Annotated in this window: 12 protein-coding genes; 6 read left to right on the forward strand and 6 right to left on the reverse strand. The window is 42.1% G+C overall.

From position 1 onward, the window contains the following. Positions 1–111 precede the first annotated feature (111 nt). Positions 112–582, reverse strand: a complete 471-nt coding sequence (locus tag ABZD21_RS08000) for a redoxin domain-containing protein (RefSeq protein WP_372774207.1) — start codon at positions 580–582, stop codon at positions 112–114. A gap of 176 nt (positions 583–758) precedes the next feature. After that, positions 759–1,322 carry a TetR/AcrR family transcriptional regulator gene (locus ABZD21_RS08005; RefSeq protein WP_372774209.1) on the reverse strand — a complete coding sequence of 188 codons (564 nt, stop codon included), beginning with the start codon at positions 1,320–1,322 and terminating at the stop codon, positions 759–761. Between the two features lie 619 nt (positions 1,323–1,941). Between ABZD21_RS08005 and ABZD21_RS08010 the strand changes: the two genes are divergently transcribed. From ABZD21_RS08010 to ABZD21_RS08035, 6 genes are all read left to right on the forward strand, one after another. After that, a complete protein-coding gene (locus tag ABZD21_RS08010) occupies positions 1,942–4,569 on the forward strand; it encodes a TonB-dependent receptor domain-containing protein (RefSeq protein WP_372774211.1) in 2,628 nt (875 codons plus the stop codon). 16 nt (positions 4,570–4,585) lie between these two features. After that, a complete protein-coding gene (locus ABZD21_RS08015; protein ID WP_372774213.1) occupies positions 4,586–5,839 on the forward strand; it encodes a DUF4876 domain-containing protein in 1,254 nt (417 codons plus the stop codon). Positions 5,840–5,939: 100 nt separating this feature from the next. After that, complete coding sequence (locus ABZD21_RS08020) at positions 5,940–7,496, forward strand: DUF6850 family outer membrane beta-barrel protein (RefSeq protein WP_372774215.1); 1,557 nt, start codon at positions 5,940–5,942, stop codon at positions 7,494–7,496. Between the two features lie 86 nt (positions 7,497–7,582). After that, positions 7,583–8,521 carry a ChaN family lipoprotein gene (locus tag ABZD21_RS08025; RefSeq protein WP_372774217.1) on the forward strand — a complete coding sequence of 313 codons (939 nt, stop codon included), beginning with the start codon at positions 7,583–7,585 and terminating at the stop codon, positions 8,519–8,521. Positions 8,522–8,553: 32 nt separating this feature from the next. Continuing rightward, positions 8,554–9,906, forward strand: coding sequence for a M16 family metallopeptidase (locus ABZD21_RS08030; RefSeq protein WP_372774219.1), 1,353 nt, complete (start codon positions 8,554–8,556; stop codon positions 9,904–9,906). Continuing rightward, complete coding sequence (locus tag ABZD21_RS08035; RefSeq protein ID WP_372774221.1) at positions 9,903–11,348, forward strand: M16 family metallopeptidase; 1,446 nt, start codon at positions 9,903–9,905, stop codon at positions 11,346–11,348. Before ABZD21_RS08030 ends, ABZD21_RS08035 begins: the two co-directional genes overlap by 4 nt. 98 nt (positions 11,349–11,446) lie before the next feature. Here the strand turns inward: ABZD21_RS08035 and ABZD21_RS08040 are convergent, their stop codons facing one another. From ABZD21_RS08040 to ABZD21_RS08055, 4 genes are all read right to left on the reverse strand, one after another. After that, entirely contained in the window at positions 11,447–14,314 is a 2,868-nt protein-coding gene (locus ABZD21_RS08040; protein WP_372774222.1) for a two-component regulator propeller domain-containing protein, read from the reverse strand. A 212-nt stretch (positions 14,315–14,526) separates the two neighbouring features. Then, entirely contained in the window at positions 14,527–16,362 is a 1,836-nt protein-coding gene (locus ABZD21_RS08045) for a metallophosphoesterase (RefSeq protein ID WP_372774224.1), read from the reverse strand. A gap of 17 nt (positions 16,363–16,379) precedes the next feature. Next, entirely contained in the window at positions 16,380–19,352 is a 2,973-nt protein-coding gene (locus ABZD21_RS08050) for a glycosyl hydrolase 115 family protein (protein ID WP_372774226.1), read from the reverse strand. Further along, entirely contained in the window at positions 19,352–20,416 is a 1,065-nt protein-coding gene (locus ABZD21_RS08055; RefSeq protein ID WP_372774227.1) for a phosphatidylinositol-specific phospholipase C1-like protein, read from the reverse strand. Before ABZD21_RS08055 ends, ABZD21_RS08050 begins: the two co-directional genes overlap by 1 nt. Positions 20,417–20,717 lie beyond the last annotated feature (301 nt).

Raw genomic sequence — 20,717 nt, forward strand, 5'->3', positions numbered from 1 at the left:
ATGGAGTGTAAATCACGCTAACAAGAAGGTACTGAAGATAGCCTTAAACGCAAAAAGAAGGCCATGGCTCGATGGTATTTTTGCTAAAGTCGAAAACCTTGCCCCTCCTTTTCAATATCTTAATGCATAATGCGGGTTAAAATCCGGAAGTCGCTCTTGTAAATAATGCAAAGTTATGTTACAATACGGACACCAACCTCCCCGATACCAGGTTAAAATAACCGGACCATTTTTCAACTCGTTGAATAAGGTTACCGATTGATTTAAGGCATTGCTCAGGGTAAAATCAGGTACTTGATCGCCAATGTTCAGTGCTTGAATTAAGATTCCAGAATTAGCCACAGATTCAATCCCTTCGGCATAGATTTCCGCTTTTTCTTTGGTAAATTTTTTAGCCGACTCTTCGCGTCGTTCGCTAAGTAAGGAATCCAACGTTCCTTTTTCATGCGTCATTTCTTTCATTTCGTTTTCTTGTTCGTTTGCATTCATCACACTCGTCTTTCCTTCATTTTTAGCCTTCTGCTGACAACCGATTGTTAACAGCAAAATGGCTACACCAATCAATAAACTTGTTTTACTCATTTTTGTAATTTTTAAGGCATTGCTCATACTTTCGTTTCTATTTTCTTTTGTGGTAAAAAACACCACCTTACACACAATGCTAACCAGCCGCTTTGGGAAACAAAACAACTGATTTCATTAGTCTCCCTCTCCATACCCATAACTAAGCTTCCGCTTAGTTATATTGAAAAAAAATATCAAACAGATTCAAATGTGCTTTCTATAAAGTCTTCCAAATACTGTTTTTCGTACACTTTTGAGGTGAGTGCTAAACCGGTCATCGCAACCATCAGAAAGTTGGCTTGCCGGGACAACTTCTCTTCGGATTTAGACCCATCAACGCTCAGTTTTTCATGAAATAAATTCCGAAGCCCATTGGTAAAATTCCGAATTTCGTCTATAATTAATGAATCAGCATGGGCACCCAACTCGGTCGCTGTATTTGCCAGAAGACATCCTCTGGCTTGTTCGTTTTCTTTCGAAAATTCGATAAAATCGTAGAAATACTGTTTTATCCCCTCCACACCATTCTCTGTTGCTTTCAACTTATTAACAATCAGATTCAGTTTGGCCTGATAACACCTCAGACTTTCAACAAAAACCCCCTGCTTACTGCCAAAACTTGCGTAGATCGAGAACTGGTTAATCCCCATTTCCTTTTCCAACATACGGGTCGACGTTGTTTCGTAGCCATTTCGCCAAAACAAGTGCATCGCCTTTTCAATGACTTCGTCTTCCGTATATTGCTTTTTTCTTGCCATTCTGTGTTTAATAGAACACAAAACTAATCAATCGCTTTGTTTTAAAAAATATTTCATCCTGTTTTTTTTTAAGTCAGGCAATTCCACCGCTTAAAACGAGATCATCAACAACATCTCCGGAAAGGATAATGAAATGACGCGTTTGAAGGGATCTAGCTGTCGGGTTCAAATTGAAGGTATTCCGAAAGGCTGAGCCCCGGATTCTTTCGATTGTTTGAAAAATGCATTGCATCCAGGACCGAAACAATGATTACAGGTGTTGACAATGCAGGTTGTAAATGCGACTAAGCCGACTGAATCAAGGGCATTCCTTATGGACATTTACCCACTACCCGATATGTGAATTTATTACTTCAAGAGATTGTTTAGTATCAATTCAGCCGCTTTATCGACCAATGAAAATCAATTTAAAAGCAAAAGTTCCAACATCACAACCACAACACGACTACAACAAAGTAAAGTTTTACTTTCTCAACACATAAAGTTCTAACATACTTTCTTACAACCGTTTTAGCAATTTACAAAACGCAATTACTACATCAATATTACTTCTTCAGCAGGCAAATTTCAGCCTACAAACGATACATTTGCTTGCTCAACAGTTAAACCCATCGTCTGAATGAATCGATTAATTAATTTTATCATCTTCACGCTAATGTGTTTCCCGCTGGTCGGACTTTCGCAAAAAGTTGAGCTCCGCGGAAATATATATGATGGTGACTCGAAAGAGCCGTTATATTATGCAGCCATTAATTTAAAGGGAACGCCGGTGTACGATTTAACCGACGAATACGGATCGTTCCAGCTCACGAATATAATTCCCGGCAAATATACCTTGTTAATTACGCTACTTGGGTATCAGAGCTTTGAAAAGGAGCTTGAAATAACCAATTCGGATTTAAAGCTGAATTTCTATCTAAATCAAGCTTCGTTGTCATTGGATGATGTTGTTGTTACAGCAAAAGTTGCCCAAAGTAAGGAGGGAAGCACATCATACAAAATCGGAACCGATGCCATTCAGCAAGTACAACCCATTAGCGTTAGCGATATCCTTCAGCTTATTCCAGGAAACCAGGTTGGACAAACCAATTTAAATTCGTCGGCACAAATAAACCTGCGAAATGCAGACAACTCTACCAGTATAGATGCATTCGGGACATCGGTTATTGTTGATGGAAACCAGTATAGCAACGACGGCAATATGCAGCAAGGCCTAAACAGCACGGCAAACAAAGGAGTAGATTTACGAGAGATTTCAGCTTCAAATATCGAGTCGGTCGAAGTTATTTCGGGAGTGCCAAGTGCAAAATATGGCAACATTACTTCGGGAGCATTGATCATTAATAAAAAGGCGGGTTATTCGCCCTGGAGAGCGAATTTCAATAGCACCCCAACAACCTACCAGGGTGGGCTGAACAAAGGTTACCGATTGAATAAAGGCGGCTTTTTAAACACCGATTTCGATTACACTTACTCCAACTCGAGTGCCACTTCACGCAAGCACTACTACCAACGAATTAATACCGGTGTGCGATGGACCAACGAATTTTCGAAAAAATTATCCTGGAATAATAACCTATCATTGCAATACGGTTTTTACTTCGATGGACAACGTAGAGACCCGGATGAAGCGGTCGTGATTGCCGAATCGGAAAGCCGCAGCCACAGTCTGAAATTTGGGACCAACGGAAGTCTAAAATTCCTGGGGAAAACCAACTACTCGCTAAATGCCAACTACCAGAACCAGTACGCGTTAAAAAACATTGCTGAAGATGGTCCCATTCCAATAATCGAATCGTTGGAAGAAGGCACCTATATCACGGGCTTTTCGCCGATTTCCTTTTTTCAGAAAACAGAATCGTATGGCGAACCACTCAACATTAACGGGCGGATTGACACGGAACAATCGTTAAAGCTTTTTGGGCTGTTGCACAATACCAACATTGGCTTTGAGTACTCATTCAACAAAAATTACGGACGCGGACGAGTGATCGACTCTGAGGGCGCTGCTGTTGCCACCGGCGCAGGCGCCCGCGACATGAATTTTTACAATGTACCGGCTTCTGAGATTTATTCACTCTATTTTCAGGACGACATCTCATTAGATCGCGAAAAATCGAATTATCTGCTAAAGTTAGGTTTACGCTACGACAACATGCTGAAACGATACAACCTGGTTTCTCCGCGTTTATCCTTATCGGCAAGGTATTTTGCTAAACTCCGTCTCCGACTGGCCTATGGGCTTTCGTACAAAGCGCCATCAATGTTACAATTGTATCCTGGCCCGGTGTATTTCGACATTGTTAACCTGAACCATTATTCGGAAGAGGACATTCGCTCGCTGGCCGTGGTCACAACACATATTTACCAACCCACCAACGAACACCTGCGCCCGTCAAAAGGAAATACACTTGAAGGTGGATTCGATTTTGAACACAACGGATTCAGTTTCAGAGCAACTGCCTTTCGCAAAGAGATCGGGAACGGGATAACTTCTGCTGAATTAATCCGCAGCTACGAAAAACAAATTTGGGAAGTAATTGAACAGTTGCCAAACCAAGCTCCAACAGTAGCTGCAAGCGACAGTTCCCTCTACGTGTCGTCTAAAATGAGCTACTATGCAAATGCGTTGTCATCGACAACCAACGGACTTGAGTTTTCGATTCAATTCCCCAAAATAAAAGCGACCAATACGACCATAAACCTGTCCGGAAGTTTTTTGGAAACTAAATCGCGACAAACAACACCGAATATTGCATCGTCGGTTTCCTTAACCGGTGCTCAAAAAAACCGGTACGGCGTTTACGATAATCCAGCCTGGCAAACAACAACAAGCCGATCAAATCTGACCATCGTTCAGCATATTCCGGAAATAAAGTTGCTGTTTACATTAATCGCTGAAACCAATTGGACGTACAAACGAGAAGTAGTCAGCATTCCAAGCCCTTACCCAATCGCCTACTATTCGAATACTGGCGATTACGTTGAAATTCCGGAAGAATTGAGGTCGAGCGAAGCATATTCTGATCTGTATTATTCACCTGACTTTTACAATGACACGCCAACTCCTACCTATTTCAATTTTCATTTACAGGTACGAAAAGAAACGAAACAAGGCCATAATTTCTCGTTTTATGCTAACAATTTTTTATGGCACAACCCAACATATACCGACTCGGCAGACAAAACAATTAACTACTTAAATGACCGCATAACCTTTGGTTTTGGATTAAATTTCAAATTATAAATAAAACAAACGTACTATGAAAAACAAAATGAAGCTGATTACAAAAATTGCTATCGCTTTCGTACTAAGCATAGGGATTTTCTCGTGTAGCGACGATGAAGTTAAGTTGGCATCTTTAACCGTTCTGGTTGAAACATCTGCTGATTTTACGGGACTTGATTTAACTGGGCTAACCGTTACAATGACCAATTCGGTTGATAATTCAACCAGCTCGACAACAACCGACGCGACAGGTTTGGCCATGTTTATAAACGTTGCTCCAGGAACCTACAGCGTTGCCTGTACACTTGCGTTGACTGCTGAAGAAGCATCTGAAGCGTCGGGGTACTACGAAGAAATCACCTTAAATGGTGTTGAAAACGATGTAAATTTATTTGGTGGAGTAGAGTCGACTTCAACACTCGTACTTGACGGCAAACCTAGCAGCAGCCTGATTATCAAAGAATTTTACTACAACGGTGCAAACGACCCAATGTGGGGTGTTCTGTTTAAAGACCAGTTTGTTGAGATTTACAATAACTCGAGTGAAGTCGTTTATGCTGATGGTTTATATGTTGCCAGCTTAGCTCCCACCGCAAGTGGCTCAAGCGCAAACGATGTAGCACTGGGACTGGATCTCACAGAATCAGTTTACGCTGACAAACTGACCCAAATTCCCGGCAATGGAACAGATTACCCAATCCAGCCTGGCGAATGCATTATTATTGCCTACGATGCTGTTGACTGGACAAATGATGGTGCAAATTCAGCATTTACGGTTGATTTAAGCAATGCTGATTTCGAAATGTATGCCGTTAGCTGGTTAGAATCACTGGGCCGCACCGGTAGTATTTGGTTCGATGTTGACAATGTTGATGTTACCAACATGAATTGTATTTACTTGAATATTGAGAATTATGGTTCTTTAAATTTCAACCCAACAGCTGCCAGTATTGCTATTTTAAATTGCGAAACAGCACCTTCTGTATTGATTAAAGATCCAAATTCTTCGGATACTTCTCCGATTTACTACATCAAATTAAACACGGCAGATATTATTGATGGTGCTGATTTCCTTTACAACGGAGAAGCTGCCGCATTTAAGCGTTTGCCAACAAGTGTTGATGCTGGCTTTAACTTTGTTACCGGAAATACTTATACCAGTCAGAGTATGAGAAGAAAAGTTGCAAAGGTGACTGATGATGGCCGTAAAGTACTTATGGACACCAACAACAGCACAAACGACTTTGAAGTGATTTCACTCGCCACTCCAGGCGGATTTGGTGAATAATAAAAATTTCAGAAGGCTACACCTTAATTGTAGCCTTCTGAAACGATTAATTCGTAATAACTGGAAATTCTATTTTCTCCCAGAAAGATTTTAACCGTAGATGAAGAAAATAACGATCATATTAGTTTTTACCCTTTCGGCTCTGATTAATGCTAACGCCCGGCAGGAAGCTGACAGGAATAACGTTCTATTGGAAAACGATACGAAAAGATCGGACATACTGGATACACGACTAAGCGCTTACACAGCTATGCCTACCAATTTGTGGCAATGGCATTATGGTAATATTTCGTCCATCACGTTTAATCAATTTTATCAATCAGGAGAATTTAAAACCGTCGACGACTTTAGCGAAAAATATGGACTTGCTTTTGAAAGCGAGGCCATTCAAACGATAGCCGAAAAAGGATGGGTGTTTCATGGTAAATTTGCCTTTAAAAGCTCGGTAAACAAATCAGCTGATTTTAATATGTTCTATGCAAAATCAGCAGTCGGTAGTCCGTTTCGGGTTGTCACCCAGCGTACCGGTGATTTTAGAGTAAAACATTATGGTTTAGTCGGAGGACTAAGCAAATATCTAAACGACAAATTCTCGGTTGGAGCACAAATTGACTATAAAGGCGATTTGTATTTTCGCACACTCGACACCCGAAACGAACAATACAACCTGACCATAGAAACTACTGGATCTGTAAGTTACAACCCAACCACCCACCGAAGCCTTTCACTCGGACTGGCTTATTACTACCACAAAACGACCAATGAGTACACCAATAATTTTAAAACTTCAGGTTCCGAATACTTCTTGTACAATTTAAATGGCTTGGGAGATTTCAGTGAAACCGAGTTGGACGATCATGTGATTATCACCGATAAAAATCCAAAGCTTCTTCTCTCCTATTTCTCCGGAGAAAAAAACAAACTGAACTTATTAGTATCCGTTTATCCGGGAATTGATAAATGGAACAACAAAATTACCTCTCTTAATAGTATAAAAACGAAAGAGCTTTTCAAGTACGAATACCTCAATAACAATTTTGAAGGTTCTTATTCGATTTCAAAAAACAAATACGAGCTTTTTAACAAGCTCACCGCCAACGTTATTACCGGAAATGGTTACGAATACAGAGGAACAGCTTACCAAAAAACCTATTTATACGAAGGATTAACATCGGCCTACTCGACCGACTTATACCGACACAACAAAAAACTCTTTTATAAAAATAAGCTTGGGCTAGGCTTCGAGAGCATTCGAAAAAAAGACATGACCTACGCTCAGGAAATGAAATATACCAACCTGACTGCAAGTGTAAAAACAGGTTACTTCATACCGGTTAATTCACGAAACAAACTAGCAATTGATGCAGGTGTAAATTACAAATTGAATTTAGACTACCTGCATCAAGTTTCGGCGGCAGCCAGCAAGCCGTATACAACTAACATTGCCTACAATGAAATGGCATTCAATACGGCTGATTTTATTCAGGTGGATGGCGAAGCCAAATGGCACGGGTACATTGGTAAGCTTAAGGCTGAATATAAAATTCGATATAGCTACACAAAACCATTAGACATAAAGGTGGTAAACAGTTATTCATTACTGAACACCAACACCATGAAAAACAGCCTGTCGGCAAGCTTAAATATTTATTTCTAAACACCAAACACAACGGAAATATGTTCAGGCAATGGGCAACGAATGACCAGTTGGCTCATACAACATACTGACTTAATACATACATTATGAGATATTTAACTTACAGTTTTATTTTGACCTTTTTTATAGCTACGTCACTAACCGCACAAGCTAAAAAAGATAAAAAAGACATCGACCTTTACAGTAACAACTTTCCGGCCTATGTAATTTATAATTCGGCAGGCGAAAAAATTTCCTACACCGAAATGATGAAAGGGTTGTCGAAGAAGGACATTTGCCTTTTTGGAGAGTTTCACGACGACCCAATTTCGCACTGGTTGGAAAAAGTAATAACCGAAAATCTGGCGGCTGAAAAAGGGCAAAACCTAGTGCTTGGCGGCGAAATGTGGGAAACCGATCAGCAGTTGCTCATGGACGAACTGTTGAGCGGAATGATCGACAAAAAATCGTACACCGAGGCTGCTAATAACTGGCCAAATTTCAACGATTACAAACCGTTGGTAGGCATCGCTATTAAAAACAATTTGAGATTTATTTGCACCAATATTCCACGCCGCTATGCGAATATAATTTACAAAAAAGGGGAAGCTTATTTGGATAGCCTGCCACAGCAAGCCTATCAATACTTGCCTCCGCTCCCAATTCACTACGATCTGGAACAACCAGCCTACGCCAGCATGCTAGGCTTGTTTGCCGACGATGACAGCAGCCATAATTCATCGAATCCTATGGCGAAATACAAAGGAACGAACCTGGTAAAAGCACAAGCCATTAAAGATGCCACGATGGCTTACAATATTCTGAAGAACTGGGAAAAAGGAAAATACTTCATGCATTACAACGGAGTTTATCATTCGAAATATCGCCAGAGTATTGTTTACTACCTCAATTACTACAATCCCGATGTTGAAGTAGCTACCATCTCGGTTTCGCGACAGGAAAACGTATTAAATCTGCAGGACGAAAACAACACAGGCGACTACAATATTGTGGTTCAGGAACAAATGACAAAAACCTACCAATAGTCAAAAAAACGATAATTGAACTTTAGAACGACATGATGAAGCAAATAGCACTAATAATATGTTTTGTATTGCCATACCTTGTTCAGGCACGGGACGGATACAAGTTAAATTTTGTTGAATACGACCTTCCCAATGGGCTGCATGTAATTCTCTACCCCGACGAAACTGCGCCAAACGTTGTTGTGGGCATCAAGTATTACGTTGGAGCCAAGAACGAAGAGGTAGAACGAACCGGTTTTGCCCATTTCTTCGAACATCTTCAATTTCATGGAACTGAAAACATACCACAAGGCGAATTCGACAAAAAGGTAATGACAGCCGGAGGCTATTCAAATGCCTATACAACTTATGACTATACGTATTACTACGAGCTTTTTCCGGCCCACGAATACAAATTGGGCTTGTGGATGGAATCGGAACGAATGCTGCACCCTATTTTAACCCAAAAAGGAATAGATCGTGAACGTGAAGTTGTTAAAGAGGAAAAACGCTTGCGCTACGATAACAAACCGCTGGGAAACGGATACAGCAACCTAATGAGTGCCATGTATGAACCTGCAACCTACGGCCATCCAATGGTTGGATCAATGGAGCATCTAAACGCGGCATCGCTTAAGGATTTTAAGAAGTTCTTCGATACGTATTATGTGCCAAACAATGCGTGTTTGGTGCTGTCCGGAAACATCAACATTCAGGATTGCAAAAAATGGATTGAATATTACTTTAAAGACATTCCGCGGGGAAAAGATATTAAAAGACCGACAGATTTTGGAAAACCGTCGGGGATTGAAAAAATAATTGAAAAAACCGAAAAAGGTATCAAAAACACGACAATCTCAATTGGGTACTACGTTCAACCTGGTACGCACCGCGACGGAGTTGTTCTGAATGTCATTTCAGGTTTGCTATCGTCAAACCACGAAAGTTCCTATTTCAAGAAAAACATTACCTCGAAAGACACCACAGTTGCTTCGCTAACCGCGATTCCGAACCTATGGGAAGGAGTCGGATTTCTGGAGATTAAAGCCCATCTGAAAACCGAAGGAACTGAAAAAGAACTATTGAGCAAAATTGATGCGGAGTTCGACAAACTGAAAAATGAACGGGTATGTGATACCGATCTTTCAAAACTACTCAACAGTTTTGAAACAGGATATACTGACATCTACTTTGATGATGAGATGATTGCCGATTACCTCACAACGTATCACTTTTCATGGGGAGGAGCTTACAAACTAAACAACATGCTCGAAGAACAGCTTTCGGTGAGTAAAGAAGAAATACAGCATGTTGCCAGAAAGTATTTAAATCCGAGCAACCGCATTGTTATTATTTATTATCCTGAGAAAGAAGACCTTCTCAGCGCTAAAAAGAACGACAAATGAAAACAGTAATTATCACCCTTTTATTTCTATTCCCAAGCGTTCTCCTTTTCGCTCAGGTCGACAGAACCCATGCGCCAAAGCCCGAAACGCCTCAGGCTCTTAATCTTGGTGAAATGACGTCCTTCAAATTAAACAACGGACTGAAAGTATTTCTGGTTAATCGCCCGGGATACACCAAATTCACCATGTCGATAAACATCGACCAACCATCAATACAGGATGACAATCAGGAGCCACGGTCGGTTCTTAGTGCTGCTTATTATAAAAACTACAGCCTGAACATGGCCGAAGGCGTGGCCGACTCGTTAACCGAGCAACTTGGAGCCCAAATCGGCGCAACAATCAACGGCGGTTTCATAAAAGGAATGAAACGAGATATTAAAACGCTGCTAGATCTGTACACCGAAGCACTTTTCAACCCGGCTTTTACTGCGGAAGACATTCAGAATGAAGCCGATAAATACGCCAAAAGGATAACAAAAAAACAAGAGCAACCCCAAATTACCGAACTCCGAAATATCGGGATTATTTTAACCGATTCGCTTGTACACGGAAAAATTGGCACTGAAGCTAAAAAAGAGCAAAGCTTAAATTACGACACACTTACTATTGCCGATGTGAAAGCATATCAGCACAAAAGAGTTGTTGCCAACAATGCCCTAATTGTTTTAATTGGCGATTTTTCGAGAAAAGAAGCTGAAGCGTTAATTAACCGTAGTTTTGGCAACTGGAAAACCGGAGAACCACACGTTGCGGAGCACAACTTCGAAAACACAGAATCGCGACTTATATCCAGAAAGATTTATGTGATCGATAATCCTCTGGCAGTACAATCAAAAATCTCTTTTCACTGGAATATTCAGGATGCGTTTCCCTATTTTGAAAAAACCAGTGAACTGCAGATGTTGAACGAAGTGTTCGGTTCGAGCCAAAACTCGTATTTGTACAGAAACCTTCGGGAAGATAAAGGCCTTTGCTATTTTGTAGGCTCCAGCATTGGTGAATCGGCTGCCGGCGGAAGTGCCCATATTAATACATCAGTCCGTAATGATGTTACGGCACTTGCTGTTGAAAACATCATACTCGAAATGTTGCGCATCAGAAACACCACTGTTTCCGACCTCGATTTTGATATCGCAAAAGGTAGTTTAATCAACGAATTTTCGCGTTCAATTAGTGGTATTTCTACGATCCCGTACATTTCGTTTGCCATGGCTAAAGACCAGTATAACCTTGCCGACACTTATTTGCAGGAACGTGTTCAGAAAGTTTACAATGTTACGAAAGAAGATATCCGGCAAATGGCGCAAAAATATGTCAATCCATTTGCTTGTTTAATTTTGGTTGAAGGTAAAGCCGAAGAACTAAAAGGACAACTTGAAAAATTTGGGGAAGTACATTATATCACCAAAGACGGGAAAAACATTGAATTTGGGAAGTAACAAATAAGCATCCATTGATGACCATACCGGAGAACTAAAAAGCTCCGGTATTTTTTTTGCCCAATCTTATGAGTGGCGATCAACGTTTCAACTTCCTATTATATTTTCAGGAGAAAATCAATCAGATTGGCATCTTTCTCTATGCCCAATTTTTTCCGCAACCGATAACGACTAATCTCAACCCCCCGAACAGAAATATTTAGCAGCGGTGAAATTTCTTTTGTCGACAAATTCATTCGCAAATAGGCACACAGGCGTAAATCTTTCGCAGTAAGAATCGGAAACTTCTTTTTCATTTTTTTGAAAAAGTTTTCGTGCACATTGTCGAAATAATCTTCAAAAACCTTCCAATTCTCCTCGTTATCAATCCCTTTATTTATCTTCCTGATTAGTTTAACAATATCGGAAGTGACTACTTTCTTCCCCTCCGAATGTAGTTTTATCTGCTCCAGTTCTGTTTTCAAATCGGTCAGAAACCGATTCTTTTCAATGATACTCATCGTTGAATCGGCCAATTCCTTCGATTTATACAAAATGTCGACTTTAAGCTTTTCATTTTTCAGCCGAATCAGTTCCTTTTCATTCTTTAATTCGAGTTGAATTCGCTCCTGCTCCTTTCTAAATTTCAGTTCCTCCTCCCTTTTTCGGTTTTTCTGCTGAATTGTTTTTACTCGCATACGGACTATGCGCTCACCGGCAACAACAAATGCGACCAGTAAAACGAGGTAAGTAAGCCATGCCAGGCGACTTCGGTACCAAGGCCGTTTAACCGTGAAACTACAATTTGAAATGTGGCTGTATTGGTTCGACCGATTGACCGACCGAACAATAAAGCGGTATTCGCCGGGAGCCAGGTTCGTAAATTCGCGGATATTCTCGCGGCTCCACTCCGACCATTTGGTATCAAATCCTATCAGATAGGTTTGGTAGAGAGATTCGTTATAATTGCTACAACCTGATGAAAAATAAAACTTTATAGAGTTATAATTATAACTGATGTCTTCGGCCAGGGTTACAACCTGCGATTGATCGACAATTTTTTTCTGTCCCCAACTGTTTTTAATTTCTCCCTCCTTAGAGGTCAGTTGTATTTTCCGAATATCAACAGAAGAATACAGCCCATAGTTGCTTTTCCTCCTATCGTAACACAAAAAACCTTCTTCTTGGCCAATCAACACTAAATTAGAGTCGATCTCGCAAATATTTTCATAGTTTGTTGGATACGACTTACTGGCATATTCGAGTATTCCGCTAGATGTTTTGACGAATTCGTCGTCACTTTTCATGAAATGAAGCAAACTTTTATCGGTAAAAATCCAAACTAGATCTCGCTTATCAACACAAATATTTGAAGGCAATAAATGCATCTCCGAACAATATGCCGAGAACACGGTACTATCGAAGATCGCCTCCTCCACATTGTAGGTATAAATTCCACTATCGGCAATAAAGTACAACTCATCGGCTATTTTCCTGATTTTTCGGATGCGGTTACCCGACTCAATACGGTCGAAGTTTTCTACATCTTCCGCCTGGTCGTAGCCTTCCGATAGCTTACATTTCGAAACACCAAATTTACTCTCGGCCCAGATGTTTTGAGTTGAATCAAACTCAAAATGATAATTCAGCTGTTCTGTTCCTTTAATTATATGCAGTGGCGACAACCGATTGTTGTTCGTTTTCTGCAGAAGCAACAATCCTTTTACTGTAGACGCAATCGCATACCGTTCATCCCCGGGAATCGGTTTCAAATCCGATCCTCCGGGTATTGTGCTGATTAAGGTTATCTTATCATTTTCGAGCGTATAAATTCCGGAAACATGACCGAAGTAAAGGGTGTTGCCGATTTTATGTAAGCCCAAAATATGCCCGGCAAAAAGTTGCTTATAGTTTTCAGTCTTAGCTTCACTTCCTTGTTTCAAGTACAATCCCTGACTGGTTGCCAGATAAATTTTTTCGCCAACCACCTGAGCGGCATAACCTGTTCCAATCCCTTGCCTCGAATTATAAACTGTTAACGGAAACTCCAGACGAACCGCTGAAATTCCGGCTGCAGTGCCCGCCCACAAATTCCCCCACGAATCTTTAAAAACACTCAGGACTGTATTGTTTATCAGCCCATCTTCGTAGGTGTAATTTTTAATGCGCTGACCACTATTCTGAAACATATAAAGGCCATTATAAAACGTTCTCAACACATAAGTTGAATCATCAACCTGATCAATTCCATGACATTCCGCTTCGCCTAAAAATGAAGTTATATCATTTTTAATCCATTCGGTCTCATTTTTATCGAACCGGCAAATCCCTTTTCTGTTTGCAAGCAAATAGTCTTGGCCGGCATGATTAAAAAAGCCACAAACACTTTCATCCAATAGTTCACTCTGATTAGAAACCAGCTCCAGTTTCGAATCTGCCATCCGATAAATCCCGTCATCAGGCGAATACAGGTAGAGCTGGTTATTCAGATTTTGGTAGTACTGAAAGTTGTGCGGCGATTCAATAATTCGCAATCGCTCGTCAGTAATAATAAGAATCTCGCTTCCAAGAACAAAAACAATTTTCCCGTTTAAATTGAAAACCTTAGAAAGCCGAAGCTGCTCGGTGCTTATTTCCGGCAAATAATGATTTAAGGAGCTATATTTTAGAACATTTGTAGAATCATTCTGAAGCCTTCCAATCCCTTTACTTCCGGCAATATAAATTGAATTATTCTTATCGGCACACATTGATGTTACCGGAAAGCCGGTGTTTATCTTTTGCCAGTTTTCCCCATCGAACTCAAGGACTCCGCTTTTATCGCCTGCATACAACATTCCGTTTGAAGTGCACACAACCGAATACACGCGGCTACCACCAAGGTATTTAGAAGGTGCAAAATTTCGAACAATCGGGTTGCCCTCGTTAGTGGCAAACGATAAAATTGAAAAGTGTATCAGAAGATAAATCAGATAAATACCCCGCATTTCACCAGTCTCGTTATATACAATGCGAATTTAATTTTTTTACTTGTTTTTGCACGACTAACACTGATTTTAGGCAATTTTGCCTTGGCAGTACTTCTCCAAACGGTCATAATCGGTACCCGAAGTACAGAAACGACTCCAACAGTTCACCCAGAACCGGATGCGGGCAATTCGAACGAGAAAGCTCAACAAGCGGAATTATCTGACTAAAATTACAAGCCAACGACCTCTCCCCTAACGAGATCAACCAGAAAATGATCCGCAGGCGCTCCGTTCATGAAATGGTGTAAAATGGTGGCAAACTCATGAAAATCATGTTGAAGACGATCATTTTTCAAGCTTTCCGATTGTTTAGCAGCGAGTAATGAATCAATGATTTGCTGATATTGCCTGATTCGATCCATCCCAATATCTCTTATCGCCAGCTTATCGGCACTGCGCAGCCGGTAAAAGTCGAAAATCATGTCGAAACCTGTCCAGCTGTCAAAGGGGGCTAAATTTGCTGCCGTAGCGCCGGTATATTCCAAAAGCTCACGCCCTGTTGCGTTCAGCAGGAAGTCGCGAAATTCGGCAGGCCAATCGTTCTTCAGAAATCGCAATCGCACCAGTTCTTGCAGGTGCCAATTGGTAAACTCGTGGTAAGAAGCGGACGATAAAATGTCTTTGTTCCAGCGGTCTTCCGCGCCTATGTGCTCCAAATAAGCATACTCTTGCTCATAAAGCGGAAAAAGCTCCTTAAAACGAGGAACCGAATCAATGACAATGGTCTCAACTTCCATTAACGTGTAATTTTTCACCGTAAGCAACTTGTATGCAGGAATATAAGCAGCCAGCGAAGGAATCTGAATATTCACCAAACTGACACCCTTCCCGTAATTCCGAACTCCTGTATCGTTTATGTGCATGTGCCCGCCAAAATGCAGCCTGATGCCTGCCTCTGCAAACGTTTTGGCGACCTGCTCCCCGGGTACACGGTGCAATTGCATTTTGCCTTTGCCCATTAAGTTTTCAATGTTTTCTGAAGCGTCGTCGTTAAAATCGATCATGGGATAATGGCTAAAAACAATTAACGTTTTGTCGCGCTTTTCGGCTTCGCGAGCCACCTTTTTCACCCAATCTGTCAGATGCTTTTTATGCGTCAGCACGTTGACATAACCAGTACTCGAACCCTCATAATTTGATGGATTTTCGGGGCCGTTTTTCGCCCTCTCTGTTGGCAAATAAACATTGGCGTCGAGCGCCAAAAACCACAAACCCTGTTCTGGCTCCACCAGATAACTAACATCCGGCACCAACGAATTATACGGCGGAAGCGGATAGTTACGATCCTTGATGGAGGATTGCCTTAAAGCTTCGTCAAAACTGTAATTATCGTACGAATAGCTGGTAAAAGGCGTCTCCCAATACAAGTCGTTTTGCTTTGGAAAGAATCCATAATTCGCCAGAGTGCCAATTATTTCTTCGTAACCCATTTTGCGGATATCCGTTGAAATCACGACCGGATTTTCGTCGGCCAATTGCGAATTGTACATCCCGGCCTTGCTCATAATGGCTTGCGGTTTTCCGCCTTCACCCAGAAAATCGGATTTGCCGGCATCCATCGAAAACGGACGAACGGGATCGTGATTACCCGTGGTTGCCAAAAAGCGGATACCATATGTTTCGGTATAGCGATCCAGAATTTTTTTCAATCCCCGCACATTCACCGGCTGACCATCGTCGCTAAAATCGCCGGGCAGAACGACATAGTTCACACCTCGCCTAACCACATCATCCAAGGCGGCTAAAAAGGCAAAATAGTTCTCGTTATAAATTCGGGTTGAATTGAGTTGAGCGTTCATGGTACGGGCAAGCGTTGGTTGTCCGGTACCGGGATTTTCGACCCCTTTGTATTCCGAATCTGAGAATTCGCCATAAAGATCCTGCAAATGCACATCGGCCATAAAAGCAATCTGAACCTTTGGAGCTTCAACCGTCTGCTGTTGATTGCATCCGGCAAATCCGATCATCAACAGCAGCGATAGGGTAAATCTGAATTTTCGCATCATTCAATTAAAGCGTTAAGTTACATTTTCGATTCGGCCGGAAACGCATACGATTTTTTCCAACCGCCCAAATCTATTAAAATCTGATCAATCAAAACTCCCGGATCAACCATCCAAATCTTTAACGTATGCTTACCCGCTTTGTTTATCGTTTGTTTTACGGTCTTTACCGAAGCGTTTCTCAGTACATTATCCTTCCATTCGTCGCTACGTCCCAGCGTTTTAAAATCGACTAAAACCGGTTCCGAACCATCAACAGAAACTGCGCATCGCACTCCACTCCCCTCGTAAAACGCATGGGTTGGAACCGCCTGAATATGCACATCGGTTTCACCAAAGTTGAAGGTGTAAAACTCATATTCCAAAGCCGGACTGTTTGCTATAATTTCATTAACATGGATTTGCCCATTCGCCGTTCGGGGAAGCGCTGTCACCACTTTTCCGGTGTATCCCAATCCTTCAATTTGTTCCCACCGGGCTTGTTTGCCAGCTGTTTCGCGCGTATAATTTTCAGCATAAATTGATACGAAACCTTTATCTTCAACAAATCCCCGATAGTTTTCGAGTTCGTTAAGTTTCGGGTTGAAAACAGAAATCCCGATACTAATGGTGGTGTCAGCGGTGACAAAATCGATCGCGGAATTGACTTTATAGCTGGGCGGAATCAGCTGGTAGTCGTGCCCCAGCGGAGCTTCTTTTTTGTTTTCGCCAACAGGCACTTTATCCCAATCAATGCTCACCCAAAGCCGTTGTTCCTGTTCGCCCGATTTTGACCGAAGCGTTCCATTCTGATCCGAGATATGAATCCAATCGGCTCTCGGTTGTGCCGTCCAGCTTATTTCTCCTTCACCTTTTAAAAACACATCAACGAAATAGTGGTTATCCGTATATGCATTGAAAACCGGCAGAACATCGGCGTACGAATTGATCACGTCGTAGTTAACTTCCATTTGGTAACTTTCGAGCGCCAACCCCAATTCGGGCTGGCTACTGCCGGGCGAACCGGCAATAGTAGGTGTTGAAAAAACCGGGAGTTGGCGAGGCGCCATGCTCATGATCTGATCCCACTTTCCACCTTGTAAATCACCATTAAAATGGGCCGTCTCGTGTTGAATGCGCTCGAAGGCTGCCACCGATTTTTCGCCGTAAAAAGCCGCGCTGCTTCGCCCCTGACGAGCCACAAATTCATTTTTGTAGGCATACAGCCATTTATGATTCAAGCTTGCCGCACCAATTACCGGATAGTAAACCAGCTCATAAAACGCGTCTTTTCGGTTTGCAGCAACGTCAGTCTTCGCCTTTTCCGTTGCATCAATCAATTTTTGATACGCCTCTATTCTTTGCGAAACCTCATCGCCATAATGAATCTGGTTCAGCTCCGTTTCTCCTGCTTTGGTTACCGGTTCAACCTGGCTCCAAGCCATAAACTCGGGCCGCCGTTGGAATGCCAACCGGTAATACTCGAACATGATTTGAGTAATTGGGTCAGCCAGTGAGGCTCCAAACTCACGTGCTGCCCAATCTCTCATGTGGGATTTTACTCCCGTGTTTCCCCCAAAATCACACATACTCCAAGCCATATCCAGAAACAGCTCAATATTATATTCATGTGGCTTAATATCACCACAGTTCAAGATCCAAACATCGCGCGACTGAAACTCATAGGCTTTACTCATCTCCTCCCACATTAACACCGGATTGGTTGAGTTGAGCCATAAATAGTCGTGCGGACGGCCCCAATAGGACGTATGGTAATAAATACCGGCTCCTCCAGGGCGCTTTTGCTCATCGGGATTGCTAAGTTGCCGAATATATCCATAGTTGTCATCGGTCCACATCAGGCTAATGTCTTCGGGCAATTGCATGCCATTCTGGTAACAGTCCAAAACCTCCTTATACGGAATAAAAACCTGTGGGATGGTTACCGCCTCGCGACCTGTCGTCGTTCTCAGAATCTCCCGTTGGTCGGCGACCACTTTCTCGAGTAATTTCACCTGCGAATCCAGATCAATTTCTCCGATCATCATCGGCGAATCGTGCTCACCGCGCATTCCCATTGTATACATACTTTCGAACGGGGCACTTTCTTTGGTTCGTTGCTGAAACAGTTTTTTAATGGTTTCCGAGTTGTTATCGTAGCGCCATTCACCCATGGTGTGGCTGTTCCATTCGGCATTAATATTGCAGAGCATGGGCTCGCAATGCGAGGTTCCCACCACAATGGCATAATCATCGGCCACCTGCTTGTTTTGCGGATACGAATAAAACGGTTTGGTGCACGAATGCATAGCCGGCCAAAGAGTGTTGGCGCGTAAACGCAACAAAAGCTCAAACACTTTGGCGTAAGTTTTTGGACCAATGTCACCCGTTTCGGGTTCATAGTTTAATGCCGCCCAGCGTTGCAGCCCCCAATCTTCGTCGTTGAGAAAGATCCCCCGATATTTCACCGATGGCGCTCCATAATTTTTTTGTTCGATGGCAACAGTCAATTCCGTCTTTTTATCCGGTGTAACATCGGCCCACCATTCCCAGGGCGACACACCAATCATTCGGGAAATCTCCAACAAACCAAAGGCCGTAGCTCTGCGATCGGAACCAATAATAAGCAAGCTTTTTCGGACCCCTTTCACCGGATTTTCAATCACCTGAATGGAGTATGTTTCCCATTTCCCTTCAATCCGGCTGACATCTATTTGGTGCTCCGAAATGATTTGGTCGATGATTTTGCTCGATCCGATTGTTCCCGCTATTATTTCAATGTCAGTCAAGTCGGCAGTAACCGAAATTTGCCGGCCGGTAACTTTTTCAATGTCATCGGCAAGCATATGGGCAGCAATATCCACCACTTTCGCATCCTGCGGATCAATACAAATACCGACGATCCCGTTGACTGACACAATCGGGAAATCGGTTGTTTTTTGAGCATATAAACTCCCTGAAAAAGCCAGCATAAAAAGGCTTGCAACCACTATTTTTAATCCGTTTTTGAACATCACTTTTTTGTTTTAATTCTTTCGTATCGGTTATTTTCGAAACTCACTTTAAACGATGATTGATAAAGTGACGTGGGAATGTAGTAGTCGGTTGAAATAATCTGAGCACCCGACTCTTTAGCTTTCTCAAATTTGGTATAATCGTTCGTTCTCGATTCTTTGGTGCCGGCGTCGGCCCGGGTTCTCACCAGATATCCTTTGGCAACCAATCCGCGGATGTAGTCGAAATCGTTTATCGGATTATTTACAATCCGAAAAGCGGCTTCCGGATTTCCTTCGGGGCTATTCACGAATAAGACTCTCCCTTTGAGGCCGGCGTGTCCGATCAGGTAGCTGTTGATTCTCGCCTCCTTTTCGTCGAGAACAAATAGAAACCGACCTTCCATCTCGTTCAACTTTGGCCATCCGTTGGTTAACACAGCCTCTTCGAGCGAGCTTGAACGACCACGCACGAGATCAGGCGTAATCAGATCATCGTTGGAAAAGACAGTCCGAATCTCCGAATCAAGGCTGTCAAGGGCCGCCTGATCAAAAGGCAGCGGACTACGGGTTCCCTGCACTTCTTGGTCCTTGGTATTTATGATTACGAAAACCGGCGTATGATCCGGATTTTCATCCGACCATTTTTTCATCGCTTTTAAACCATCTTTAAACAACAGATGATGGCTTCTGAAATCGACATCCTGAATGTGAAACATTTTCAATCCGGGCTCAGCCAGTTTTTGCTCTTTGTCAAATTCCATCGGTTCTGCTCCCATTTGCCGAACAATTTCCAACCCTTGTGGATTTGAAAAATGCCCTCCCATTGGATCGAAGAATACATCCAACTCTATATTTCGCAGGCCCAATTCTAATTGTTCAACAATTGAAATGTGCCCGTACTGCAGGGAAATTGCCTTGGAGGAATCGAGCTGACAGAGATAATCCCAAAGAGGTTTTTCGATGGCTATTTTGTATGAATTGTGACTGCCAATCACTTGAATGTCGTTCAAACGAACTTCATTCTTTTGGCAGGCTGATGCCAGAAGTGCAACAACCAGCGTTAGGAATATTTGTCTTTTCATTCGGGATGTCATCATTATTTCTTGAACCGTGAAATTACAATCCACAACTTCAATTTAGATGAACAAAACCATCACAGATATGGACAAATTATTCATTACACCAAAAATAGGGGCAAACGAAGGGCTTTTATCAAATTATTCGCGGCTAAACAGCCAATTTCGGCAGGCCGGCGACGGGCGCAGGTTTTTCGGGGCTCTTGATTGTTTTCAGGCCAAAGTTCTTCAGAATTTATTGAGAGATAAAAGAAAGTGAGTCTTCGTCTTTCGGCGAATCAGAAATAGTTCAACAAGGGATTGTCGT

The sequence above is a fragment of the Mangrovibacterium sp. genome (assembly GCF_041596335.1).
GTDB lineage: Bacteria > Bacteroidota > Bacteroidia > Bacteroidales > Prolixibacteraceae > Mangrovibacterium.